The organism is Thermotoga sp. RQ7, from assembly GCF_000832145.1.
Classification (GTDB): domain Bacteria; phylum Thermotogota; class Thermotogae; order Thermotogales; family Thermotogaceae; genus Thermotoga; species Thermotoga neapolitana.
The window spans coordinates 262,992-286,621 of the sequence record NZ_CP007633.1 but is presented as its reverse complement, the minus strand read 5'-3'; the positions used below and the strand labels follow the sequence as shown (position 1 = coordinate 286,621).

Here is a 23,630-nt window from a genome sequence, read left to right as displayed (position 1 = left end):
GTTCTTATCCCTCCTCATTTAGACTCGATTTAAAAATTTCCAGAAATTTCTTTGCTGCTACCCTCACTGAAAGGTTCTCCACAACATATTTTCTCCCATTTTTCCCGAGTTTTACCCTGAGATCAGGGTTTTTGTAGAGAGTTAATATTGCTTCTTTTATCAGCTCTGGTTTTTCAGGAGGATATGAGAAACCACACTTGGCTATTCGAATAAGTTGATGAGCATCGCTGTTTAAATCGAGAGATGCTATTACAGGAATGCCCGCAGACATTATGCTGACGATTTTAGATGGAACAACAGGTGTCCTTAAATCTTTTATCAATGTTGCCAGCGAAACATCTGAAGAATGTAGTACAAGAGGATATTCGTCTGGTGGAACAGGTGGTAGCAACCTCACATTGTTGAGTCTATATTTCTCTATTAAGTTTTCTGCTTCCTTTTTTCGAGCACCATCTCCTACAATAATAAAAACTATGTCCTTATATTCTCTTAACAAGGCTGCCGATTCAATAATAGATTTTACATCTTGGGCAAAGCCTATGGTTCCAGCAAACGACACAACAAACTTGTCGATTAAACCATGCTCGATAGAAAATTTGTTGACTCGGGGGCCTGGTGTGATTCTGTTCTCATCAACCCAATTCTCTATAACAAAGGTCTCTTTATCTGGCTTTACTTGCTTTATATGCTCAGCGTTTCTTTCCGAATGGACAACTATAGCTGATGCGTTTTTATAGGCTTTCTTTTCCATATTTTCAAAGTATCTAATTACTAGTCTATTCTTCAATATTCCCATTTGAATGGCTTCTTTTGGGAATAAGTCTTGAACGTTCAATACATAAGGTATCCCGTATTTTTTCTGGGAATATATCCCCACGCGAGAAAGAGGAAGAGGAGGAGAGTATATTAACAAAACGTCCGGTTTTCTTTTGGAACCTACTAATATATCAACGATTCTTTTCATTCGAAACTCTAGGTAGAAATGTTCAAATGCTCTTCTAATGAGATTTGATTTATCTATTTCCGGTACTTTAATCCTAAAAAGGTGCATATTTTCAAAAATTTCTTCTTTGTACCAACGTTCATTCTTCACACTCACAGGATTGTATGAGGAATTTTCTATATAACGAGGGATTGTAGTTAAAACAAAAACATCATGGCCCAATCTTGCCAGAAATCTCCCAAGCTCGTAATATTGCACAGCTGCCGCTCCAGCTTCGGGATAAAATTTATCAACTACCAGAGCTATCTTCAATGGGCGCTCTCTTGTATCTACTTTGCCCCTCTTCTCCATAACACAGCCTCCAGTGTCTGCAGAATGATTCGAAGATCAAGAAAGATGTTTCTGTTCTTCACGTACCAGAGGTCGTACTCTGTCTTCTTCCTGTAATCTTCAAGCGTGGTCGTGTGCTTGTAGTTCAGCTGTGCCCAACCGGTGATACCCGGTTTGACGAGCAGACGCATATTGTAAAAAGGAATCTGTTCTTTCATCATGTTGTGAAATTCAACCATCTCAGGACGAGGACCGACTACACTCATGTCACCCTTCAAGACGTTCAGAAACTGCGGAGACTCATCTATTCTCAGTTTTCTAATGACTTTTCCCACTTTCAACGGTCTTTCCTCTATGGCTCTGTTTGGATTTGCTGGGTCGATCTTTCCATTTCGCAAGGAACGAAGTTTGTAGATGATGAAAGTTTTCCCATCTTTCCCAACCCTCTTTTGCCTGAACACAACGGGCCTTCCATCTTCCAGGTATATAATTATACCAACAACGAGCATGATGGGGGAGAAGACAGCAAGGGCGATCAGAGAGACAGCGATGTCCAGGATTCTTTTTGCCGGTGAGTCATCATTCACAGCGCTGAAGCAAACCTCGTAGTACTCTCTGAACTTTTCCAGGACTTTCATGGGGATTCTCTTCAGGGTTTTTTCCACAAGGTTTGGCAGGTATTCCACACGTTCGATGTTCACCTTCTTCAGAACGTCTTCGAACTCTGGGTCTGCAAGAAGGACTCCGTCGTAATGGACGAGTTTTCTTTTCAGAACTTCAACCGTTGGGTTTATGTACTCTGCAAAGCGGTACTTTCCCGTCGTTTTTTCTTCTATTTCTTTCAGGATGGGTTCTATTTCTTCTTTTCTTCCCACGACAAGGAACGTTTTTGTGGGCTGGTTTTTGATGAAGAGTTTTCCAAGAAGGGTGTTCAGAGGAGGGATCAAAACGACAGAGACCAAAAAGTTGTAGAAGAAGTTGTATCGGGTGATGTCTTTTTCGAAGAGGGGATAGAAGAAAAGGATCAGTATGAAAGAAAAAAGAGTGCCAACAGTTGTTCTTATGATTTGTTCGTTGTAGTTTTGAACATTTTCAAGGTCGTAGAGCCTGAAGGCAAAGAAAGAAAGTGTCATACACAGCGAAAAGAGTATTCCCACGTACCAGTTAAAAAAAGGGAGGTTGAGTGCAGAAAGCACCACAAGATCGAAGACAATCAGTTGATACAAAACATTCGCCTCCCCTTAATTAAAAGTTATTCAACACAATTGTAAACATCAAGGCACTTTTTTGCGTACACCGGATCTGTTGCGTATCCCAGTTCCTGAAGGAGATGAAAATATAACCTGGGGTTCTTTCTTTCTGCCCAGGCCTTATTATAACACTCTTTTATAAGAATCAAGTAGGCGATCATACTGTTTTCTGGACTGACAAAAGTTTGAAACGTATCGATCGTTTTCACTCCATCGAACTCTTTCGTTTCCGCTTCAACTCCTCCTTCGAGCCAGGAGAGTTTCTTTATGCCGAAGAGGTTGTTTCCCACCGTGTGTCTTCCCCAGCCAGTTTCGAGGGCGGACTGGGCAAGGAGTATCTTCGGATCCATCCCGGTGAGCTTTCCAAGAAGAAAGGCGGTTTCGCTGAATCTTCCGAGAAACTTCTCTTTCATCTTATCACCTCCGGAAAAGAGAAAGCGGGGATGACCCCGCTTTTGTTCAACGATCTTTCTCTTCGAAGTCTTCCAGCCTGCATCGAGATTTGTACTCTGTTTTCAGAATGTCGAACGGAGCGTCGCTGCATCCCGGGAGAGGGATCCCCTGAATGAGGTCGATCACTTTTCTGTTTATGGTGGATTTCAAATGAGCGGAGAAGCTTCCTTTGTCCTTGTTCCATGTTTTACGAGCATAGCAGAAGATAGAACATATCGCCTGGTAAAGATCTTCGAAGGAAGAAATCTTTTCCCTGAACTTTTCGAAAAAGAATCCTGCTTTCTTTCTTATCTCGTTCTGGTATCTTTCGTAGGGTTCATCGATGGTGAGTTCTTCGTCTTTCAGTTTCTTCGTATTTCTCTTAGGCATTGTTCCACACCCGATCGTTGAAGAAGTCCACCACGAAGTCTATGGCGTAGTCCAGGATGTGATCTAAGATATCGTAGTCGAAGGGAAGGTCGATTCCGAAGCTGTCGAAGAGACCGAAGACGATCTCTTTCACTTCCTCCTTCTTGGACTCACCGTCCCCCGGTCTTTCGACCAGGGAGACGGCGAGCGGGAGGACGTCCTTGAGAAATGGAAGTATTGTCATCATACAGACGCCCTCCCTTCGTCAGTGAATTAGATCAAAAAATTCGTTGGAGTTTGTCTCAACTATCACTGCTCTGTCGATCGCGTAGCCTTCCAGGACTTTTGAGTCCAGAAGCGTCTGCATGGCTGTCTGAACCTGATCCGCTGTGAGTCCGTCAGCTGGGCTGTTGACTATTATTCTTCTTCTCTTCCCTTCTGCCTCGTTGTAAAAATCCATGTACAGTCTCTTCATACCACTTCACCTCCTCATATGGTTTCGTACGTGACGAGCTGAGCGGAAACGTAGGTGTAGCTCGAGAGAAAGTCGAGGGTGTTCACCGCGTTCGCAAGATCCTGTGCTGTCGCATTTGGACTGACGGAGATGGTTTGTCTTCTCGTCACAGGGTTTCCGTTTTCGTCCACTTCACCTGTTGCCCACACGATCCTGAGGGCCTTTTCCATAGTAACACCTCCTGTGAGTTTTTTTGTGGACTGCGCAGTCCCTCCAATAAATAAGTCCTGACAGGGATGTTAAATCACATATAAAATTTTGTATATTCAACATATTAGTGAATAAAAATCGCTAAGCGAATCATTTCTGGTTCGATCTTTCTTCAGACGTAAGGTATAATTTTCAACAGAAAAGACGAAGAGGAGGGTTCGAGATGAAAAGAGCGCTGATCTTTCTGTTTCTTCTGATTGCGGTGTTTTCTCTGTCCTACACCATAAGAAAGGGAGACGTTCTAAGGATCGAAGTGGTGGGATACCCAGATCTGACGAGAAATTGCGCAGTGGACATAGAAGGTGCGATCACGTTTCCGTACGTGGGACGTGTGAAGGTGGAAGGCCTCAGTGTGGACCAGTTAACAGAGCTTTTCAAGGAAAGGCTCTCCAGGAGTTTTTCTGAACCTGAGGTGATCGTGTCTCTTCAGCAGATTGCTCCAAGGAACATCTACGTCTCCGGTGTTGTGAACAGAGTGGTGGACATGGGAATAGAAGATCTCAGCGTTTCTGAGCTTTTCTCTCTTCTTTCTGTGGATCTCTCCTCAGTCGATCTTTCGAAGGTGAAGGTTTTGAGAGATGGGAAGGTTTTTGAACTGGATCTCTCTTCGCTTCTCTGGGGTGAAGCTCCCGAGAAAGACGTGATGCTCCAGGAGAACGATCAGGTGATACTCCCAGAAAAGAGCTACACGGAGTTCGTGAAGATCGTTGGAGCTGTGTCAAAACCAGGTATTTACCCCTACAGAAGGGAGATGACCCTGCTCGACGCCGTAGCGGCAGCGGGCGGTACCACGCAGGAGAGTTCGGGAAAGATAATCGTCCTCTCGAAAGACAAAACGGTTGAGATATCAGAGAAAGATATCTATCAAAAGAACCTCCTTTTGAAACCAGGGGACACGGTGCACGTCCAAAAACTCGACGAGAGGTTCGCCTACGTTGTGGGAACGGTGGCAAGACCGGGAATGTACACCTTCTCCAGAGAAGAGTCTCTCACGCTCAAAAATCTCATCGCAAAAGCCGGCGGAGTCTCCGTTGATAACAGATACATAGAAAAAGTTCTGATCACAAGGGATGGAAAGACCACAGAGTACACACCGGAAGTGCTGGATGAGAACGTTCAGCTGAATGTCGGAGATGTCGTTGAGATAAAAAAATACGAAGAGACAAGAGTCTATGTATCAGGATATGTGGCAAGACCAGGTGTTTACGAGATCTCTCCGAAGGAATCGGTGACCCTGGAAAAGCTCCTCTCGATGGCAGGAGGGTTCATAGGAAGTGTTGAAGAAATCGATTCGATCGTCATCACAAGAGGCGGAAGCACTGTGGAGCTTTCACCAGACAAGTTGGACTTTCTTGTGAAACCCGGCGACGTAGTGAACGTGAAGAAGTTCGTTCCAAAGAAGGCTTACATCCTCGGGTACGTGAGAAGCCCCGGGCTTTACGCCTTTGGAAAGGATGAGGCGTTCACGCTGAGAAACCTCATAGCGAAGGCCGGTGGTTTCGTCGACGAAAGTCAGGTTGTCTCCGTGAAACTGTCCGGAAAGGAATACTTCCCAGAGGAGATAGTGGAAAAAGAGATTCCCCTCGAAGACGGAGTGTTCGTCTACGTGGAGAAATACACGGACAGGTTCGTTTACATGGTGGGAGACAATGCTACAAGGAACGGAAGGATGAGTTTTGCTAAGGACGAACCCTTCACACTCTCGACGGCCCTGAAGAAGTACGGGATCGAGGATTTCTCTCTTGTGAAGAGTCTTTCACTTTTGAGAGACGGCGAGGAAAAGATCTTCGATCCAGAGAAGGTATTGACGGAGGATGTTTCTCTCAAAACAGGCGACACGATCCTCGTGAAGACGATACAGACGAAGAGGGTCTATTTCACCGGGGACGTGTACGGATACGTCGATTTTGCGAAAGACGAAGACATCACACTCGAGAAAGCCCTCGCGAGGTTCGGAAAAATACAGAAGAAGTACATAGCGGGATTGAAGGTGCGCTCGAGCGGAAAGGTGCAGGAATTGGCGGAAGTTACCGATCTTTCACTCGAAGACGGTGCGGTTGTCGAGGTGGATGTGAAAGAAGCCGTCAGAGTCTACGTGGACGGCTTTGTGAAGGTGCCCCAGATGGTTGTCTTCGAGCCCGATGAGTCGGCTCTCTTAGATAGAGCCATTGTGAAGGCGGGAGGGTACAAAGAAGACGCTCTCTTTGAAGCGGGAGACGTGGTCGTTCTGAGAAACGGCGGTGAGATCACCGTTCCTCAAAACCAGCTCAGCTTGTTCGAGCTGAAGGACGGTGACCTCGTGTACGTGAAATACACCGAAAGACCTCACGTTTACGTCTTCGGAGAAGGCATCACGAACACGCTCGTGACCTTCAAAGACGAGGAAACACCAACGCTCAGGAACGTCCTGGGCAAGGTGGGCGGTGTAAAGAGCACGGGATCGAGCAGGATCGTCGTTGTGAGTCCATCGGGTGAGAAGAAAGAAGTGTATTATGAAGACGTGATCAACACAGGTGGGCCTGTTCTTGAGAGCGGAAGCGTGGTCTTCGTGCCTCTTGAGACGGAGAACTTCGCCTACGTCGTGGGAGAGGTGGTAAGACCCGGTGCGTACGAGCTCAAAGGAGACGTGACACTTCTGAAGCTCATAGCACAGGCCGGTGGGCTGAGCAACTGGGCCCTGAAGACGAAGGTGATCCTGAGAAGGGGAGAGAATGAAACGACTTACGACTTCACGAACATAGACGAGGTGCAGAAGGTGAAGATAGAGCCAGGAGACGTGGTGTACGTACCACCCGTTGAAACGAACTACGTGTACGTGCTCGGTAACGTGAGGACACCGGGTATCGTGAAGGTGGACAGGTACTCGACGGTGTTCGATGTGGTGATGAGGGCCGGTGGGTTCACAGACAGAGCCGCCACAAGCAGGATATTCTTATTCAAGGGAGGACCTCAGGGAGAGGTCACCGTTTGCGATCTCTCAGGAGTTCTTTCTGGAAAGGGTGGAGGTGTGAACCCGAACGTCGCACCGGGTGATGTGGTCTTCGTTCCCGACAACCCGCTCATACAGGTCACAGAGGCGCTCTCCATAGTGAACACCGTGATAAACACAATCAGCAACGTCAGAGACTTCATGGGGTGGTAACGTGAGGAGATTGGTTTCAATTTTGATAGCTCTGCCGGTTCTCATCTTCGCGAGCACGAACGTTTCTTTGGATCTTTCTTATGAGAACGGCTTCAAATGGACGGGAGAGCTGTCCGAGAGTGTGTGGCTTGACGAGGACTGGCAGTTCAACTGCAGAGCCGGTGTGGGCAAGGGCTTCGGGATCGTCCACACCGGTATCATCGATGAACTCAAAAAGTTAGTGGAGTTCTACTACATCCCGGAGGCGAACCTTTCTGGGAAGGTAGGCCCCTTTAAGCTGAAGGCGGGGATCCTGAACGAGGAGAGAGGACCCGGAATCGACAAACTCTTTCTGGACAACAACTCCCGCTTTTACGGCTTTCCCGGTTTTTCTCTGAATTACTCCCGAAACAACTGGCACGTTGAATCACTCTGGCTTCGTATAAACGACGAAAAGAGCTTCAACTACAGAACGGTAGTGTTCGACCTTGGACTCTTGAAGATCGCCTACGAAGACGCCGTGGTTTATCTGAACGAGGTGTTCAATCCTTACTACTTCTTTGTTCCTATCCCAACGATCGCTGTACAGGAGATCTGGCAGTACCAGGAGGGGGCTCCCTGGAGAGATCCTTCAGAGAACGCGAACGCCCTCATGGGTGGATGGGTCGAGTGGAACTTCGGTGCGGGAAGGGTCTATTTCGAGGCACTGATAGACGACATGAGCCTGAACAGGCTCCTTGGAACAGGAGGATATCTGAACCCGGACAAGATAGCACTCCTTCTCGGCGGTGAATACAGAACGGGTCCCTGGAGATTCTACGGAGAAGCCTCCGGTGCGAGCGCGTACACCTTCGAGAGGACAAGCTCAAACGTTCCCTACGAATACACGTACTTTTCCGAAGGAGCGATCGAAGACAGGATGATCGGATACAAATACGGCGAAAATTCCTTCTCTTTGAAGCTCGGCCTTGAACGCTCTCTTGGCTGGTGTTCTCTCGGTGTTATGTACCACTACCTCGTCTATGGAGACAGAACACCAGAGGAGCCCTGGCACGGTGAACAGATGCCCCCCGACACGAAGTGGCTCATCGGCGATCTCACAGAAGAACACACGGTGAAGGTGTCTCTGAACACCTTCTTTGGAGAGTACGGAGGAAACGTGGATGTCTGGTGGAACAGTCTCGACGGGATCGGTCTGGAGGTGAAGTTTGAAGTTGGCTTTTGAAGTGAAGAACATCGTTTTCGATCTTGGAGGGGTTCTGATCGACTGGAGACCCTGTGAATACCTGCTCGAGTCTTTCCCGGAAGAGGTGGCAAAAGTTCTCGAGAAAGAGATCTTCAAACACGAGGACTGGAAGTTGATGGACAGAGGTGTTCTTCCTGAGAACAAGCTGTGGGAAAAGAAGAAGAGAGAGCTTTCTGGGTTCAGAGAGTACGTAGAAAGGCTTGAAAGGGAAGTTCCAGAACTTTTGAGACCCATCGAAGAGAACGTGAAACTTCTTCCAGCTCTGAAAAGGACCTTCAAACTCTACGCTCTTTCCAACTACGGGAGGATCTACTTCGAGATGGTGAGGGAAAGGTACGATTTCTTCGAACTCTTCGACGGCATGGTGATTTCCTCTCACGTAGGCTACCTGAAACCTGAGAAAGAGATATACCTCGAGCTGATCAGAAGATACAAGATTGTACCTGAAGAGAGCCTCTTCATAGACGACACACCGGAAAATGTCAAGACTGCAAGAGAGATTGGTTTTCGAGCTGTTCGTCTTGAAAAGCCTTCGAAATTGAAGGAAATTCTGGTCAGAGAGCTAAAGATTGAACTGTGAGGGGATGATCGTGAGAAAGTGGTGGGTTTTCTTTGCTGTGATTGTCTCTTCTGTTTTGTTTTCAGAGCCGTTGATCACAGAGCTCGCACCTCAGATGGTTTACGAGTACGTTCTCGAAGGAAAAGCGCTTCCCGGTGTTCTTCCCATGCCTTCTGGTGAGAGAGAAAATAGAGTTTCTCTTGAAGTCTCACCGTTTTTTTATTTCGGGAATTTTCAGGGAAAGACAAAAACGGGATGGTTCGTCCTCTCTGATCCTCCCTGGGAGAACTTCTACCTGTACGAGAACACTCCTTACTTTTTGAACGTTTCTTTCGAAGGCTTCGTGGGAGAGATTTCGTTTTACACAGAGATCCCCTTCACAAACAACTACAGCGACTTTTATCTGGACCTTCACAGCAACGTTCCGCCAATTTGGAAAGAGCTTTCGAGCGCCGATTCGACTTTTCCGTACACCGCTTACGGTGTTTACGATGGTGAGAATTTTTACGTAGCCGTTGGAAGATCGAAGATCAGATGGGGAAGCTCCGAGTTTCCCGTTGTGATCTCGGATGTGAGCCCTTATTTCAGCCATTTCACGTTCTCAACGAAGGCCCAGGTACAGTACACGTTCCACCTGATCTCGATAAATCCCGTTTTGACAACTGAAGAGTGGGAAAAACAGAGTACTTTCAGGCCTGTGAACGCAGATCCCCTCTCTCCGTACACCGAGAAGGTGAAAACCTTGGTAGCCCACAGGCTCGACTTTCACCCCTTTGAGAACTTCAGGTTCAGTGCGGGAGAGCTCACGATGATCGGTGGAAAGTACCCTGATCTTTTCGCCGTGAGTCCCTTTTCGATCTGGCACAACAACTACAACGAGGGCTACACGAACTCGATGGCATCTTTCGACTTTTCCTGGGTCCCAAAAAAAGGCTTTGAAGTTCACGGAGAGTTCGTTCTCGACGATCTTGTGGGAACAACTGAGGATGAGTCAAAACCCACCGCTTATGCGTTCAACGTGGGTGTGAGAAGAGCGCTTTCCACCGGATCTTTGAAAGGCGTGCTCGGTGTGGAGTACGCTCTGGCTACAAAATTCGTCTACAACACGTTCCTTCCCTACTTGAAGTTCAACAACAGGATCGTCTATCTCACAAATCTCCCATCTTCCAGAACGATCGTTGACTATCCTGTAGGTTTTGCCTTCGGGCCGGACGCAAAACTTTTGAACGTATCTTTTGATCTTTTCAAAGAGAACGTCAGTCTTGAAACGGATTTCTTCTACCTTGTGAAGGGGCCGAACACACTCTATACGGAATATCCGACGGCGGAGGAAGGGGAAACGAAAACCATTTTCGGGGCGAGTTTGAGGGGGAAAATCGGGCACGTGAGTTTTTCTCTTCTTTTTTCAGGTAGTGAGTTTCTGGCTGGTCTTGGGATCGAATTTGGCTTTTGAGGAGGAAGAGAAGTTTGAGATGGTTTCTTTTGATTGTGGTTTCTGCTCTTTTTCTTTCTGGATGTATGCCGGAGATCTACACACACGCGTCCACACCTTCCACAATAATCGCGGATAATGAAACCCACATCGCTGGGAGATACGCTTTTGTGGACGTTCAGGTGCTCGACGAGTACGGTCTTCCCGTCTCAGGTGAGGATGTTTCTTTCTATGTGGATGGTGCCTTCCTTGGAGAAGCAACCACCGACACAAGCGGTGTAGCAAGAATAGGTTTTTTCTCTCCATCGGAGAAAACTTACACATTCACAGCGGTGGCAGGTGGTGTGAGCAGGTCTTTTGATGTTAGTTTCACAAAACCGAAGTGGCTTTTCATCGTGTGGATGGCAGCAGACAACAATCTTTATTACTACTCCGAGGATGACCTTTCCGAGATGAGAAACGCCAGTGGAAGTGTTTCTGTGGTTGTTGTCTACGATGGTGTAGAAATTGGTGATGGAGTACTGGTGCTCGATGAAAACGGAAACTGGCAGGCTGTTGTTGGAATGGTGGGAATTGACTTCAACAGTGGATCGTACACAAATCTGGAAGCCTGGCTTGAGATGATTCTCAATCAATTCGATGCCGATCGCTACGCGCTTGTGATTTGGGATCACGGGAGTGCGTGGATCGGTGACTCATACTACATCTCAACGAAGGCTGTTGGGTTCGACGAGACTCGAGGAACGGCAATTGCTGTAGCAGACCTGAGGAAAGCACTTGAAAACGCTCTTTCTGGAGACAAACTCGACATCCTTGGATTCGACGCGTGTCTCATGGGATCCCTTGAGGTGATATACGAACTCAGAAACACGGCTCATTACATTGTGGCTTCCAGTTTCAACGAACCAGCGGATGGATGGAATTACAGTTTCTTGGATGAGATAACTCCCGATAGTACACAGTTCAGTGTGGCAGAGATGATTGTTGACAGTTACAGGGATTACTATTCTTCTCCCGCTTACGATTCTTACCGTCAAGATGGACTGAGCCTTGCGGTGTACGACACTTCGCAAGTAGAAGGTTTTGTTTCTGCTTTAGATTCATTCACTTATGATCTGAAAGCGAATCTGAGCAAGGTCGACGCGGTTTATTCTGATGTGGTGAAGAGTTACATTGACTATTACAATCGGCCCGTTCTTGTTGATCTCGGTGATTTTATAGACAAATGGGTGACAAAACTCTCTATAGCTCCCGATCCATCCTCGTTTGTTGTTCATTCCTACGGTGAAAAAGGTGATCGAAAACTCTTGGCTCCAGTCAGCATCTTCATGCCTGAAAGCAGGAGTGTGTATGGAATATATGAGAACGACTACATGACTCTCTCCTTCCCCAACGACACACAGTGGGATGAATTTCTGGTGTATTGGCTGCAGTGAAAAATAAAAGGAGGGGAAAATCCCCTCCTCATTTTTCCTCCACGTACGTTGAGTTTCTCCTCGTCAGGCCGTTCAGGATGAAGCCGTCTACCTTCTTCAGAGAGTGGAGCATCTTTAGATCTTCCGAGTAGGTGTGTTCGAGTCTGATCACGATGTACGTGGTGTCGCTTTTTTCCGCTACCGGGAGGAACTCCGGTGTTCTCTTCAGCGAAGGTGCGTCGATGATCACTTTGTCGTAGTGTTCTTTGAATTCTTCGAGGATCTCCGGGTTCCTCAAAAGGTCGAAGACGTCCTTTCTGTCGAATGGGCCATCGACGTTTTCCTCAGTGAGAAGAAGTACCTTTCCCTTCTTCGAGAGAAGGTGCGCCATGTGCTTTGCTGTGGTGCTCACACCCGCTCCGTCCTCTATTGCGGTGATGAACACCACCTTTCCTGCTTTCACTGCGGAAATTCCGAGGGCCTTTTCTATCACTTCACTTTTGTTTGTCAGAGGAACTCTCGCCACGATCTTTTCCACACCGAGGAGGTACTCCGCCTCACTTTCTGATTTGATTCTTCTGTCGGTGAACTCCGCGAAGAAGACAGCGAGGATGCCAAGAAATATTCCAAGCACCCCTCCGACCGCGAGGGTGAGTTTTTTGTTTGGCTTTGAGGGTGAGAGCGGTGGAACTGCCCAGTCTATGACGTTGACGTTGGCCGTGATCGCTGCTTCAGATATGAGAGATTCGTACTTTGCCTGAAGAAGAGTGGTGTAGATCGTTTCTTTCACTTTGTAGTCTCTCTCGAGTTCGATGAGCTGCTGTTCGAGTTCTGGGAGCTTTGAGAGTTCCTTTTCGAGGTCTTCGTAGAGCTTTTTGAAAGCCTCGTACTGCGTCTGGTAGAGGATTCTCTCGGATTCGGCTTTTATGAGACTGCTGAGCGCTTCTCCGTAGATGGTGTAACCTGTTTTTTTCACCTGGGATGTGAGGAGTCTTTCGAGTTCTGTCTTGAGCTGTTTCTGGGTTTCTTCGAGTTCTGCTTTCTTTTGAACCACAGCGGGGTTTGTTTCAGTGTAGCGCTCCATGAGCCCTGCGAGTTCTATCTGGATGTTGATCAGTCTGCTTTTTAGCTGGGAGATGATCGGATCGAACGTGATGCTGTCTCTGAGCTTTTCTATCTCAACATCGAGATCCTTGAGCTCGTTTAAGAAGAATTCAGTCTGCTTTTGAGCCGCTTCCATGGCGATTTGAGATTCTTCCTTCTTTTGAAGAAGAGAAGCGTAACGTTCTATAAGCGTTTGATACTGCGCTTCGACGGAGTAGATTTTGTTCTTTTCTTTGAAAACCTTGAGTTTGTTCTCCGCTTCTTTGAGCTCCTGCTCCACCTTCGGGATCTGTTCTTCGAGGAACTCTTTTTTCGCCCCAAGCTGGGTTTTGGCGATGCTTTCACTGATCTTGACGTAATTTTCTACGATCTTGTTCGCCACCTCGGCGGCGAGCTTTGGATCCTGCCAGGTGAATTTAACTTCCAGTATGTTCGAATTTTTCACAGGCTCGACGGTTATGAGCTTTTCCACCATGTAGTTGTAAAGAGAGAGTTTCAAATCGTCTTCTGTGAGGCCGTTTTCCATAGCTTTTTTTATGTCTTTTTCATCGAGGAGTTTGTGGGCAAGGTCAAGCTCGTCTATCACGGCTGCGATGTTTCTTCGAGAAAGCATGATCTGTATCTCGTCTTCGAGGCTTCCTCCACCTCCAAGAAGGCTGGAAAGACCTCCAAGAAGACCTTCAATGGAAAGTCCAAGACTCATGCCTTTTTGTGTTGAGACCTTCACTTTCGCGGAGGCTTCGTATTTTGGCGTGGCGAGTAAAAGATAAATCCCCGTTGCAAGGACCGTCAGAACGAGAACGATCCAGAAGAGTTTTGACCTTCTTTTGAACATCAAAAGGATATCGCCGAGCGTTAGTTCTCTTTCTTCCACAGCTTTCCCTCCTTGGTGTGTTCTGATTATATTCTATCAAAGCTGATTGGAATCCCACGGCGGTGCTTTTCTGCAAGTTCGAGGATCTTCTTCACTCTCTCTACTTTTTCTGGGTCTTCGTCTTCCAAACTCTCTCCCCTGTCGATCTTCATCAGTATGCGGTCAAGCTCCATGTAGCTCATGCCGAAGGCCATCTCGTCTGTGATGCCGGGAATGAGATCGGGAGAAGGGGGTTTTTTCAGGATCTTTTCTGGAACGTTCATCTCTTTTGCGAGTTCAAAAACCTGCGTTTTGTAGAGATGCATGATGGGTTCTATGTCGACTGCCTCGTCACCCCACTTCACGTACAGGCCTGTGAGGTACTCCGTTCTGTTCGTCGTCCCCACAACGGCGTAGCCTCTCTTTTCTGCTTCGAAGTAGAGAAGGCACATTCTGATTCTGTGTTTTATTCTGTAGTAGGCGAGGCCTTTCAGAAATTCGTTGGGGCCGGAGTTTCTGAGGTCGTCCAGGAAAGGATCCTTCGAAAGAGAGTTCCATTTGTTGAGGACGTATCTTTTCACGACCGATTCTGGAAAAAAGAGTTTTGGTGGAAAGAGCCTGTAGACACCTATTTTTCTCAAGATGGGAGTGATGGGTTTTATTTTGTACTCAACTTTCAGGCTTTTGCAGAGTTCAACGGCGTCTTTCACCGAGTCTTTCGAAGAGTCGCGCTCTGGAAGAATGAGACCAAACACCCGATCTTTTCCAAGCGCCTGAACACACAAAGAGAGAACTACGGCGGAGTCGATCCCACCGCTCACTCCGACAACCGCTCCTCTGTAGTTGTACTCTTCTATCTTCTCTTTTATGAAATTGATGAGACTTTCTTTCACTGCTATCACCCTCTGGGATTTTAACATGTAGAATTAAGACAGGGGGGATTCGCATGATGATAGTAATTATTGTAATTCTCGTCATTGTAGTTTTCATCTTGGCGAGGAATCTTCTAAAAATGTCACGCGAGATTCAAGAGCTCAAAGGAACAGCCGAAAGCAGGGCTATGAAGATGTTTGAAGACTGGAAGAAGAACGAGTGGGAACTTCAGAGAAAAGTTCTTGAGGCAAATTTGAAAAGAGAATACGAAGTGAAATTTCAGGAGTGGAAGATGGAAGAGGAGAAAAGGATCAGAGAGGATGCCATCAACAAAAGCAAAAGTGTGATAATGGGTCAGGTTACAGAGCACCTGATACCTTTCTTCCCAGAATTCAGATACAATCCAAAAGATGCAAGATTTATAGGAACTCCAGTGGATTTTGTGGTCTTCGATGGTTTGAGTGAAGGAAACTTGAGAAGAATAGTGTTTGTTGAGGTCAAGACGGGAAAAACGGGAAATCTGAACACCAGAGAAAGACAGGTAAGGGACGTGGTGGAAAAAAGAGAGGTTTACTGGGAGAAACTGCACTATCGTGGAGAGTGATTCCATGTTCATCGGCTTTGGATACGACAGACATCCGCTCGTTGAGGGAAGAAGGCTGGTCCTTGCCGGGGTGGAGATAGACGCACCCCTTGGAAGTCTCGGCCACTCGGACGGTGATGTTCTTTCACATGCGATAATAGATGCTCTGCTTGGAGCCGTTGGCCTTGGCGACATAGGAACGTGGTTTCCGGAGACGAAGGAGTACAAGGACGCAAACAGTCTGGACCTTTTGAAAGAAACGGTGAAGATACTGGAGGAGAGAGGATTCAGTGTGGTCAACGTGGACGCAACGGTTGTGGCCTCCATCGTGAAACTCTCCCCCTACAGAGAAAAGATCTTGGAAAACCTCAAAAGTGCACTTGAAACATCCCGTGTGAACGTGAAGTTCAAGAGCGGAAACACGCTGGGGTTTGAGGGAGAAGAAAGGGGAATCTCCGCATATGCGGTGTGTCTTGTGGAGGAGAAAAAATGTACGAAGAGTATATAAGGGCCTGGGTAGAGAGAAAAAAGAAGGAAGAAGAAAAGATGAAATTGATGGCTCAGAAGGCTCTTGAAGAGGCAAGGAAGGTCACCAGGGTACTGAGAGAAAAGTACGGTGCAAAAAGGGTGGTTCTTTTTGGCTCTCTTGCGAAGTACTTAAGAGGGGCAGGAGAGTTCACTGAGCGATCCGATATCGATCTTGCGGTGGAAGGCCTTCCGAAAGAGGAGTACTTCAGGGTGCTCTCTGAGATCAACAGGCTCTCTGAGTTCGAGGTAGATCTGATCGATCTTGAAGGATGTCCTGCGTTCCTCAGGAACCTGATCGAGAGGGAGGGAATGGAGATTGAAGAGGGAACAGATTCTCTCACTGATAGCGGAGATAGATAGATGCCCTTGATGTGGTTGTGAAAGAGATGAAAGAGTAAAGCAGAGAATTTTCCAATAAAGAGCCAGACCGTTTCATCTTGAGGGCGCTCGGAAGTCTCCTTCGAACTGATATCTTATGAGATGAACGGAGCGAGGTTACTGAACAAAATGTCGCTTGAGATCCCGAGGGTTCGTCCCGCTGTGATTTCAAAAAAACTCAGGGAAACTCTTGATGAATATCTGAGATTCAGACATGTTTTCAGAAACGTGTACGGTTATCTTCTGCAATGGGAGAGGATGAAACCTCTTCTGGAAAAAGCAGGCGCTGTTTACGAGCGCTTCGAAGAGGAAATAGAAAGATTCAAAGACTTTCTGAGAGAACTTGCTGAAAAAATGTGAGTTAGGGCACTCTTCCTGTGGGATTTCTCTTTCCGTTCAACACAGCCTGTGCGATCTTCAAAAGCCACTCTTCATCCGAGAAGACAAGCACCCCGCCACCCCACGGATCGTTCACGCTGATTTTCTTTGTATCCTTATCCAGAAGGACTACGGAGCTTTCCAGAACTTCCCTTCTGAGATCTTCGTAGTCTATCTCCTTTCCATAGGCCCAGGAGAATCTTACTGGCCTTCCCACGAGCACGTTTCCCTTCGTGTCCATAACGAACGTTGTGGTGTAGCCGAGTTTTTTCAGGTACTCGTACTTTTCCATATCTTCCACCATCACAGGGTAGGTGGCCTTTCTCGTGATGAGAGCGGTGACAACCTGATCATTGACGGGGCCTGTTGCGTTGAAGACAGGAACGACACCGGCGATGGAGAGTCCCTCTGCAAGGAGAGAGAGAACCTGTGCGGTGATGTATGGGGAGGAGGAAACTTTCAGGAGGGGCTCAGGGTCTGTTCTTCTCAGAACGTCGAAACTGCCAAATACGTAGTAAGAGACTCCCCTTTCTTTCAGGATCTTTCCCACGGCGATTCCTACATCCCTCGAGAGGTTCAGGTTTCCAGAACTTCCAAGACATAGAAGGGAAACATCCTTCAGTATGCTCTGAAGGGGAACGTTCACCGCCACAGAAGTACTGGTGCTCTCCGGTATCTCACTCATCAAGACAATCTGTGGAAATGCGCTCAAGAACATAAGACACACCAGAATCGTTGTTAGTGAGCGTGACAATATCCGATGCCTCCTTCACCTTCTCTATGGCGTTTTCCATTGCAACACGAAGGCCTGCCTCTTCGAACATGAACAGGTCGTTCTCGTTGTCACCGAAGACGACGATCTCTTCCTTTTTCCAGTTCATCCTCTCTCTCAAAAACTTCAGTGCCTTTCCTTTGTCCACGTTCTTCGGAACGATTTCAAGGTAAGTAGGGAAGGACTTGAAGACCTTCACCACATCTTTGAACCTTTCAGAGAGAATCTCTTTCAACTCGTCGAGTCTTTCCGGGGTATCGATGAGAAGAAGTTTCGTCGTTCCCATCTTTGAGACGAGTTCAGAAAGGTTCGGTTCAACGCGGTAGTCCACGTTCGAGTGTCTTGCGTAGCTTTTTATCTCTTCGTTGTCCTTTTCGGAGTAGAGCACATCGTCAATGTAAGCCTGCCAGTGAACGTTGAGCGGTTTTATGTATTCTATGATGTCTTTTGCTACCTCAGGCGGGATCTTCTCGTTCAGGATCACGCCTTCTTCTGGAAGGTACACCATCGCACCGTTGTAAGCGATCGTTGGAAAGGTTCTTTTGAAGTACTTCTTTTCCACGTTCAGTGTGGAAACGAGCATTCTTCCGCTTGCAAAGACAACATGGCACTTTCTGGAGAGTTTTTCTATGGTTTCTCTGTCCTTTTCTGATATCTCCAGGTTGTCGTTGAGAAGTGTTCCGTCCAGGTCAAAAACGAACACCCTGTACAAAGTATCCCCTCCAGATCCTGTTGAACTCTTCCTCGAAAGATTCTACGTACTCTCTGTTACTCGTTTCGAACATCACTTCCACATTTCTGTGAAACCCGCTCTCTGTGAAGTTGGCAGAACCCGTGATCAGGATCTTCCCATCAATGACCAGAAACTTATGATGCATGAGGGGCTCTTTCACCTCGAGGACGTGGAAGGTCTCAAGGGGAAGTTCCCTGAGCCTTGAAGACTCGAACCACTCGTCCGTGATGATGTACACCTCCACACCCTGCGAGGAGAGGAATTTCAGCGTGGCAAAGACGTCTTCATCTGTGAAAGCGTAGCTGCAGAGAAGAACGTACCTTTTTGCCTTCCAGAGGGTATCGAGAACGACCCTTTCCCCGTCAACGGCCGGAATGAGAAAGAACGTTCCCTCTTTTGTTTCGAGTCTGGCTTGTGGCCTTTTTCCGAAGACGAGCCAGTCGTATATTTTCTCGAAGAAAGTTGCGATCTCTCTCGAGTGGAACACGATGAGGTTGTTCAGGTGTTCTTCGAAACTGGGCCTGTTGAAGTTCGCAGAGCCGAAGATCACCGTTTCGTGGTCGAGGACGATGAACTTCGAGTGAAGAAGCCCATCTGAGATGTGAACGAAGGCACCTTCTACGGGAACTTCTGTGGCCATGCTGCACTCTTTCAGGCCAAGATAATCAGGGTCGATCGAGTAGGCGACCACCGTCACATCGCTTGCAGACTCCAGGTGTGAGATGACAAGAAAAGAAAGGTCATCCACCATGCTGAAGTAGACCTGTGAAAGAAGAACTTCACTCAGAAGAAGAAACGGGAGAAGGAGTCTTTTCAACCCAGACCACCTTTCCGTAGAGGGGCCCTGCAGTGATCTTTTCCACTTTCACGTCCGCAAAGCGCCCTATCATCCAATCTTCACCTTCGAAGGCGATGATCTTGTTCCTGATGTCGCGGCCGTAGAAGAGGCCGTTCTTTGCCTGCGCTTCGACGATGATACGCACCGTCTTTCCTCTGTATCGCTCGTTGAGTTTTCTGTTGATCCTCTTCTGGAGGTTCATGAGAAACTGCATACGTCTCACCTTTTCTTCGTAGGGCACGTCGTCTTTGTAGTACTTCCAGGCTACAGTTCCCTCACGTGGAGAGTAAATGGCAAGGTTCAGACGCTCGAACTGTGCCTTCTCTACAAGGTCCACCGTCTCCATGAAGTCCTCTTCCGTTTCCGTGGGAAAGCCCACGATGATGTCACTGCTTATTGCAACCTCTGGCACCTTCGATCTGATCTTCTCGAGGAGGGCAAGGTACTCTTCCTTCGTGTACCTTCTGTTCATGAGTTTCAAAATTCTGTTGCTTCCGGACTGAACGGGAAGGTGAACGGACTTTGCCACTTTCGGGTTTTTTGCTATCACCTCTATGAGTTCATCGGAAAAGTCCGTTGGATAGGAGGTGAGAAACCAGATTCGCTCTATTCCCTCGATCTTCGAGGCTTCCTCGAGGAGTTTTGCAAGAGAGGAGCCATCCTTCAGGTCCTTTCCGTAGGCGTCCACGTTCTGGCCGAGGAAGGTAACCTCACGGTAGCCCTGCTCTGCGAGTTTTTTCACCTCTTCCAGGATGTCCGCCATCGGTCTGCTTCTTTCCCTTCCCCGGGTGTAGGGGACGATGCAATAGGTACAGAACCTGTCACAGCCGTGGATGATCGTGACCCATGCGTGGTGCCTGCTCGTTCTTATCCTTGGAAGTTCGTGTGTGTACTCGTCCAGGTGGTCTTCAAAGAGCGCCACCTTTTCTCCTTCGAGTGCTTTTTTGACGGCCTCTGTCACCCTCGGAACGGCACGGGTTCCAAGAACAAAGTCCGCTCCTTTTTCGAGGAACTTTTCTCTTTCCTTTTCTGCGACACATCCTGCGACGCCAACGACGATCTTCTTTTTCTTCTTCAGTTTCAGGACCTGTCCCAGTTCGCTGTAGGCTTTCTCCTCGGACTTTCTCCTCACCGCACAGGTGTTTATGATGACCACGTCTGCCTCTTCCGGGCTCGAGGCAGGGATGAAGCCCTCTTTTACAAGAAGACCTGCCATCGCTTCTGAGTCGTTCTCGTTCATCTGACAGCCGAAGGTCTTTATGTAAAATCTCATGTTCGACCTCCCAGTTTGCTCAGACTAATTAGATTATACCAGAAAGGAAAAACCCCGCCGAAGCGGGGCTGTTCACATCAGTCCGAGTTCTTTCTTCACGAAGTTCGGAAGGGCGAAGGACGCGACGTGGACTTCTTCGTTGTAGTACTTCAGTTCTTTGTTGAACTTTCTCACCTTTTCCGGGTCGAAGTCTTTTATCGGGTCTATTCCCTTGGAGGCGAAGGTGTAGGACCACATGCCGGAGGGATAGGTGGTCATGAAACCAAGGTAAACCCTTGCGATCGGGAAGACCTTGCTGATCCTCTTGTAGGCGAGTTTGAACCATCCAATGTCGTAGAACGGATCCTCCGTTTCTGCAGAGAAGACTCCGTCTTCCTTCAATGCGTCGTAGCAGGCCTGGTAGAACTCCTCGGTGAAGAGGTGCCCGCCCTGACCCGCCGTCGGGTCCGTGGAGTCTATGATGATGACGTCGAACTCGTTTTTGAACTTCCTCACGTATTCGGCACCGTTCGCTATCACGATCTCCGCTCTGGGATCGTCGAAACCACAGGAGGTCTGTTTCAGATATTTCCTCGCCGCTTCTATGACGAGGCCATCGACCTCACAGAGAATCGCCTTTTCCACACTATCGTGCTTTAAGACTTCTCTGAGTGTTCCTCCGTCTCCTCCACCGATGATGAGCACCTTCTTCGGGTTGGGATGAAGGAACATGGGAACGTGTGCGAGCATCTCGTGGTACATGAACTCGTCTTTCTCTGTTGTCATCGTGATGCCATCGAGTGCGAAGACTACACCGAGATCGGGGTTTTCAAAGATGTCGATCCTCTGTATGTCGCTCTGTCCTGAGTAAATCACGCGGTTCATCTTCATGAAAAGCCCCACGTTGTTTCCCGTGTAGTATTCGAAGTACCAGAGGTGCTGTCTTGGCTGAAGTTCTCTTTCCAGTTCTTTCAATTCACACACCTCCTCAGACGGCGGCCTTGTGCGGCGAGTCCTCCGGGATTCCTATCTCGTCGTACCTGCCTCTTTCGTGTTCCACAACGTGTACCCTCTTTGCCTTGAGGACTTTTTTCAGATGGTCGAATGCCTTCCATGGGTCGACGTCCTCTCCGCAGGTGAACAGATCGATCGCAGCATAGCCGTACTCTGGCCAGGTGTGAATGGTTAGGTGGGATTCGGAAATCACCACCACACCACTCACCCCGTAGGGGAGGAACCTGTGAAACGTTGATGTGACTATTGTCGCTCCACTTTCGTAGGCTGCCTGTTTCATCTCCTGCTCAATGAGTTGCACGTTGTCGAGAATCTCCTTGTCACATTCGTAAAACTCCGCCACCAGGTGCCTTCCCAGGCTCTTCATGTGAATCCCTCCCCTCTGAAGATTTTCAGTCAATCATGATCCAGAGTAACACCGCCTTCTTCTTACCCGGATTCTTCACGTAGTGTTTCTTGTCCGCCCTGTAGTAGAAGCAGTCTCCTTCCTTCAACCTGTACCTTTTGCCGTCGAGATAGAGATCGATCTTTCCCTGAATCACAAAACCAAACTCCGACCCTTCGTGGTACGATTCCTCCTCTGTCTGAGCACCTGGCTCGAGCGCTACCAGTATCGGATCTATTTCCTTGTCCTCCACGCCACTCATCAGAATTTCGCTCTTCACACCCTCAGGTTCGTCGTAGACCGGAACTCTTTCCTCTTTTTTAAACACAACCCTTTCCTCTTCGAAGTCGGAAAAGAAGTGTTTCAGATCGGTTCCCAGTGCCTCGAGGATTCTTTCGAGTGTATCTATGGATGGTGATGTTTTGTCCGACTCAAGTTGTGATATGAAACTCCTTGAAAGATCCGTTCGTTCTGCGAGTTCCTCCTGAGTGAGTCCCCTCGAGAGCCTGAGTTTTTTGAGTTTTTCACCGATCCTCACAAAATTCCCAGCCCCTTTGACCACTATAGTTGACAAATTTGTTCAGTATCACAGACATTATTATACACACCCCCTCCTCGCTGTCAAGGTTAATTTTGTGTTACTTTTATTACAAACAAATTACTTTGAAAGACAATTAGTGTATAATTTAATTACGTGATATCCAAAAATTTTTTATGAGTGTTATTAACCTCAGAATTTAAGATTTGAATAGGGGGAGCTTTATGCATCTTGAAATCTATACCTTAGGAACAGCTCGTGTTGTGGTGAAAATTGGGGGGAAAGTGAAAACTGATATCGTTTTCAATCATCGCAAAGCATTTGGAATACTGTTTCTCCTCGTGAACTCTTCCTCACCGGTTGCTATAGGTAGAATCTGCGAGATCCTGTGGGAAATCGACCCGAAAGCATCTCTTTCGAGTTTCTATACCAATTTTTCCCTTCTTTGCAGATTGACAAAGATCCCAAAAGATCGACTTTTTGTGAAAGCGGGGCGATGTTATCTAATTGCCGATGACGTAAATGTCGATACGGTGGAATTCGAAAAAACGTTGAACGAAGCTCTGGTCTGCGAGGGAGAAGAGAAGGAGAAGAAACTCCTTGAAGCCAAAAGGATTTATCGGGGACATTTTCTTCCGAGTTTTCTGGATGAAGGATGGACCATTCCCTATCGGGAGGGTTTGAGGGAGAAATACATTCTCCTTCTCGAGGAACTGGTCAAATACTACTTTGAAAAGAACCATTTCACAAAACTGAGCGATGTTTTGAACGAGCTTTTGGATGAGGACGAATTCAATGAGATAGGGTATTTTTACAAACTGGCTTGTTACGTGAAGATGGGGAGACTGGTTCAGGCAAAAAGGGAATACGAGAAATTCTCCGAAATGTTCAGAAAAGAACTGGGGGTGGACCTGTCCTTCACTTTCGAAGATCTCATAGAGTGGAGAACAATACCTTTTTACAGTCAGAAAAGACACAGCGCTCTCGTCGTGGAAAAGGATGTGTTCGAAAGGTACATTCAGAACACCAGGAATTCTTTATTAATAAAACTGGAGCTGTCATCAGTGGACAGTGCGGGTGTATCGGATCTTGCAAAGATCTTCAGAAGCGGGGACATTCTCTGTTTTGATAAAGAAAGTGGAAAATTGAGGGTTCTGATCAGCGGGATTTCAAAAGATGCCAGAGAGGCGATAAAGGAAAAGATCATCGAAAGGCTGAAGGAAAGGTTTCCGGATGAAAATCTCACGTTTCGGTGGAAGTACTACGATTGAAAAGAGAGTTTTCTCTGAATCTCGAGCGCTTTGAGAAGATCTTCCCTCCCCACAAACCCAAGCCTCAGCAGGATTTTTCCAATCTGGATTTTCTTTTTCAGGCTTTTTTGCAGGTTCAGGGAAATTTGAAGCCTCGCGGTGTTAAGAACTCCAAGTGCCACAAGGATTTCCCCCAGTTTTGGGGTGGTTGTGAACTCTATCAATTCTCCTCCACATTTTTCACAGTTTTTTTTGTAGAGTGTGTCAAGAGAAGACGCAGAATACCACACAGATCCACACTGTTTGCAGATGTACCTGTAGGCCATCTCC

The 23,630-nt window shown here is 47.4% G+C and carries 27 protein-coding genes; 10 read left to right on the top strand and 17 right to left on the bottom strand.

What is annotated here, in order from left to right; all coding sequences use genetic code 11:
• Positions 1 to 4 precede the first annotated feature (4 nt).
• From TRQ7_RS01540 to TRQ7_RS01510, 7 genes are read right to left on the bottom strand one after another with little or no spacing between them, the layout of a single operon-like run.
• The gene (locus tag TRQ7_RS01540) at positions 5 to 1,294 is read right to left on the bottom strand and encodes a glycosyltransferase family 4 protein (protein WP_041843841.1); all 1,290 of its coding nucleotides are present in this window, start codon (positions 1,292 to 1,294) and stop codon (positions 5 to 7) included.
• Positions 1,273 to 2,499, bottom strand: coding sequence for a sugar transferase (locus tag TRQ7_RS01535; protein ID WP_041843840.1), 1,227 nt, complete (start codon positions 2,497 to 2,499; stop codon positions 1,273 to 1,275). Before TRQ7_RS01535 ends, TRQ7_RS01540 begins: the two co-directional genes overlap by 22 nt.
• A 26-nt stretch (positions 2,500 to 2,525) precedes the next feature.
• Positions 2,526 to 2,936: a glucosaminidase domain-containing protein gene (locus TRQ7_RS01530; RefSeq protein WP_041843839.1), complete on the bottom strand. Its 411-nt coding sequence runs from the start codon at positions 2,934 to 2,936 to the stop codon at positions 2,526 to 2,528.
• Between the two features lie 46 nt (positions 2,937 to 2,982).
• Positions 2,983 to 3,345, bottom strand: coding sequence for a sigma factor (locus TRQ7_RS01525; RefSeq protein ID WP_041843838.1), 363 nt, complete (start codon positions 3,343 to 3,345; stop codon positions 2,983 to 2,985).
• A complete protein-coding gene (locus TRQ7_RS01520; RefSeq protein WP_004081162.1) occupies positions 3,338 to 3,571 on the bottom strand; it encodes a hypothetical protein in 234 nt (77 codons plus the stop codon). The genes TRQ7_RS01525 and TRQ7_RS01520 overlap by 8 nt, the downstream gene beginning before the upstream one ends.
• Before the next feature lie 18 nt (positions 3,572 to 3,589).
• Positions 3,590 to 3,799, bottom strand: coding sequence for a DUF2922 domain-containing protein (locus tag TRQ7_RS01515; protein WP_004081161.1), 210 nt, complete (start codon positions 3,797 to 3,799; stop codon positions 3,590 to 3,592).
• A gap of 14 nt (positions 3,800 to 3,813) precedes the next feature.
• Positions 3,814 to 4,008, bottom strand: a complete 195-nt coding sequence (locus tag TRQ7_RS01510) for a DUF1659 domain-containing protein (RefSeq protein WP_041843837.1) — start codon at positions 4,006 to 4,008, stop codon at positions 3,814 to 3,816.
• A 203-nt stretch (positions 4,009 to 4,211) separates the two neighbouring features.
• Here TRQ7_RS01510 and TRQ7_RS01505 point away from each other — a divergent pair, with 203 nt between their 5' ends.
• From TRQ7_RS01505 to TRQ7_RS01485, 5 genes are read left to right on the top strand one after another with little or no spacing between them, the layout of a single operon-like run.
• On the top strand, positions 4,212 to 7,190 hold the full coding sequence (locus TRQ7_RS01505; protein WP_041843836.1) for an SLBB domain-containing protein: 2,979 nt from the start codon (positions 4,212 to 4,214) through the stop codon (positions 7,188 to 7,190).
• 1 nt (position 7,191) lies between these two features.
• Positions 7,192 to 8,394, top strand: coding sequence for a hypothetical protein (locus TRQ7_RS01500; RefSeq protein ID WP_041843835.1), 1,203 nt, complete (start codon positions 7,192 to 7,194; stop codon positions 8,392 to 8,394).
• A complete protein-coding gene (locus TRQ7_RS01495; RefSeq protein ID WP_083941457.1) occupies positions 8,384 to 8,995 on the top strand; it encodes an HAD family phosphatase in 612 nt (203 codons plus the stop codon). The genes TRQ7_RS01500 and TRQ7_RS01495 overlap by 11 nt, the downstream gene beginning before the upstream one ends.
• A gap of 4 nt (positions 8,996 to 8,999) precedes the next feature.
• On the top strand, positions 9,000 to 10,427 hold the full coding sequence (locus TRQ7_RS01490) for a hypothetical protein (protein WP_041844531.1): 1,428 nt from the start codon (positions 9,000 to 9,002) through the stop codon (positions 10,425 to 10,427).
• Positions 10,428 to 10,441: 14 nt separating this feature from the next.
• A complete protein-coding gene (locus TRQ7_RS01485) occupies positions 10,442 to 11,842 on the top strand; it encodes a clostripain-related cysteine peptidase (protein WP_041843834.1) in 1,401 nt (466 codons plus the stop codon).
• Between the two features lie 28 nt (positions 11,843 to 11,870).
• Here TRQ7_RS01485 and TRQ7_RS01480 read toward each other — a convergent pair whose 3' ends face one another.
• Positions 11,871 to 13,799 (bottom strand): exopolysaccharide transport family protein, encoded by a 1,929-nt coding sequence (locus tag TRQ7_RS01480; protein WP_041843833.1) that lies wholly within the window; start codon positions 13,797 to 13,799, stop codon positions 11,871 to 11,873.
• A gap of 26 nt (positions 13,800 to 13,825) precedes the next feature.
• Positions 13,826 to 14,671: an NAD(+) synthase gene (gene nadE / locus TRQ7_RS01475; protein ID WP_041843832.1), complete on the bottom strand. Its 846-nt coding sequence runs from the start codon at positions 14,669 to 14,671 to the stop codon at positions 13,826 to 13,828.
• Between the two features lie 53 nt (positions 14,672 to 14,724).
• Here nadE and TRQ7_RS01470 point away from each other — a divergent pair, with 53 nt between their 5' ends.
• The 4 genes from TRQ7_RS01470 (at position 14,725) to TRQ7_RS01455 (ending at position 16,500) form a co-directional block, all read left to right on the top strand.
• Positions 14,725 to 15,255 (top strand): Holliday junction resolvase-like protein, encoded by a 531-nt coding sequence (locus tag TRQ7_RS01470; protein ID WP_041843831.1) that lies wholly within the window; start codon positions 14,725 to 14,727, stop codon positions 15,253 to 15,255.
• 4 nt (positions 15,256 to 15,259) lie between these two features.
• Complete coding sequence (gene ispF, locus TRQ7_RS01465; RefSeq protein WP_041843830.1) at positions 15,260 to 15,742, top strand: 2-C-methyl-D-erythritol 2,4-cyclodiphosphate synthase; 483 nt, start codon at positions 15,260 to 15,262, stop codon at positions 15,740 to 15,742.
• A complete protein-coding gene (locus TRQ7_RS01460) occupies positions 15,724 to 16,122 on the top strand; it encodes a nucleotidyltransferase domain-containing protein (protein WP_012644900.1) in 399 nt (132 codons plus the stop codon). The genes ispF and TRQ7_RS01460 overlap by 19 nt, the downstream gene beginning before the upstream one ends.
• 147 nt (positions 16,123 to 16,269) lie before the next feature.
• On the top strand, positions 16,270 to 16,500 hold the full coding sequence (locus tag TRQ7_RS01455; RefSeq protein WP_201771673.1) for a hypothetical protein: 231 nt from the start codon (positions 16,270 to 16,272) through the stop codon (positions 16,498 to 16,500).
• 1 nt (position 16,501) lies between these two features.
• On the opposite strand, the gene TRQ7_RS01450 is transcribed toward TRQ7_RS01455, so the two are convergent.
• The 7 genes from TRQ7_RS01450 to TRQ7_RS01420 all read right to left on the bottom strand — a co-directional run bounded on the left by TRQ7_RS01450 (position 16,502) and on the right by TRQ7_RS01420 (position 22,050).
• Positions 16,502 to 17,236, bottom strand: coding sequence for a hypothetical protein (locus TRQ7_RS01450; RefSeq protein WP_201771672.1), 735 nt, complete (start codon positions 17,234 to 17,236; stop codon positions 16,502 to 16,504).
• Positions 17,196 to 18,002, bottom strand: a complete 807-nt coding sequence (locus TRQ7_RS01445) for a Cof-type HAD-IIB family hydrolase (RefSeq protein WP_041843828.1) — start codon at positions 18,000 to 18,002, stop codon at positions 17,196 to 17,198. Before TRQ7_RS01445 ends, TRQ7_RS01450 begins: the two co-directional genes overlap by 41 nt.
• A complete protein-coding gene (locus tag TRQ7_RS01440; RefSeq protein ID WP_041843827.1) occupies positions 17,980 to 18,840 on the bottom strand; it encodes a phospholipase D-like domain-containing protein in 861 nt (286 codons plus the stop codon). The genes TRQ7_RS01445 and TRQ7_RS01440 overlap by 23 nt, the downstream gene beginning before the upstream one ends.
• Entirely contained in the window at positions 18,803 to 20,134 is a 1,332-nt protein-coding gene (gene miaB / locus TRQ7_RS01435; protein WP_041843826.1) for a tRNA (N6-isopentenyl adenosine(37)-C2)-methylthiotransferase MiaB, read from the bottom strand. Before miaB ends, TRQ7_RS01440 begins: the two co-directional genes overlap by 38 nt.
• A gap of 72 nt (positions 20,135 to 20,206) precedes the next feature.
• A complete protein-coding gene (gene speE, locus TRQ7_RS01430; protein ID WP_041843825.1) occupies positions 20,207 to 21,088 on the bottom strand; it encodes a polyamine aminopropyltransferase in 882 nt (293 codons plus the stop codon).
• Between the two features lie 13 nt (positions 21,089 to 21,101).
• A complete protein-coding gene (gene speD, locus TRQ7_RS01425) occupies positions 21,102 to 21,494 on the bottom strand; it encodes an adenosylmethionine decarboxylase (RefSeq protein ID WP_041843824.1) in 393 nt (130 codons plus the stop codon).
• A gap of 25 nt (positions 21,495 to 21,519) precedes the next feature.
• Positions 21,520 to 22,050, bottom strand: a complete 531-nt coding sequence (locus TRQ7_RS01420) for a cupin domain-containing protein (protein WP_041844529.1) — start codon at positions 22,048 to 22,050, stop codon at positions 21,520 to 21,522.
• A 284-nt stretch (positions 22,051 to 22,334) separates the two neighbouring features.
• On the opposite strand from TRQ7_RS01420, the gene TRQ7_RS01415 reads away from it, so the two are divergent.
• On the top strand, positions 22,335 to 23,321 hold the full coding sequence (locus TRQ7_RS01415) for a BTAD domain-containing putative transcriptional regulator (RefSeq protein WP_168098969.1): 987 nt from the start codon (positions 22,335 to 22,337) through the stop codon (positions 23,319 to 23,321).
• Here the strand turns inward: TRQ7_RS01415 and TRQ7_RS01410 are convergent.
• The gene (locus tag TRQ7_RS01410) at positions 23,312 to 23,626 is read right to left on the bottom strand and encodes a hypothetical protein (RefSeq protein ID WP_038068171.1); all 315 of its coding nucleotides are present in this window, start codon (positions 23,624 to 23,626) and stop codon (positions 23,312 to 23,314) included. The two genes, TRQ7_RS01415 and TRQ7_RS01410, sit on opposite strands and share 10 nt — an antisense overlap.
• Between the last annotated feature and the right edge of the window lie 4 nt (positions 23,627 to 23,630).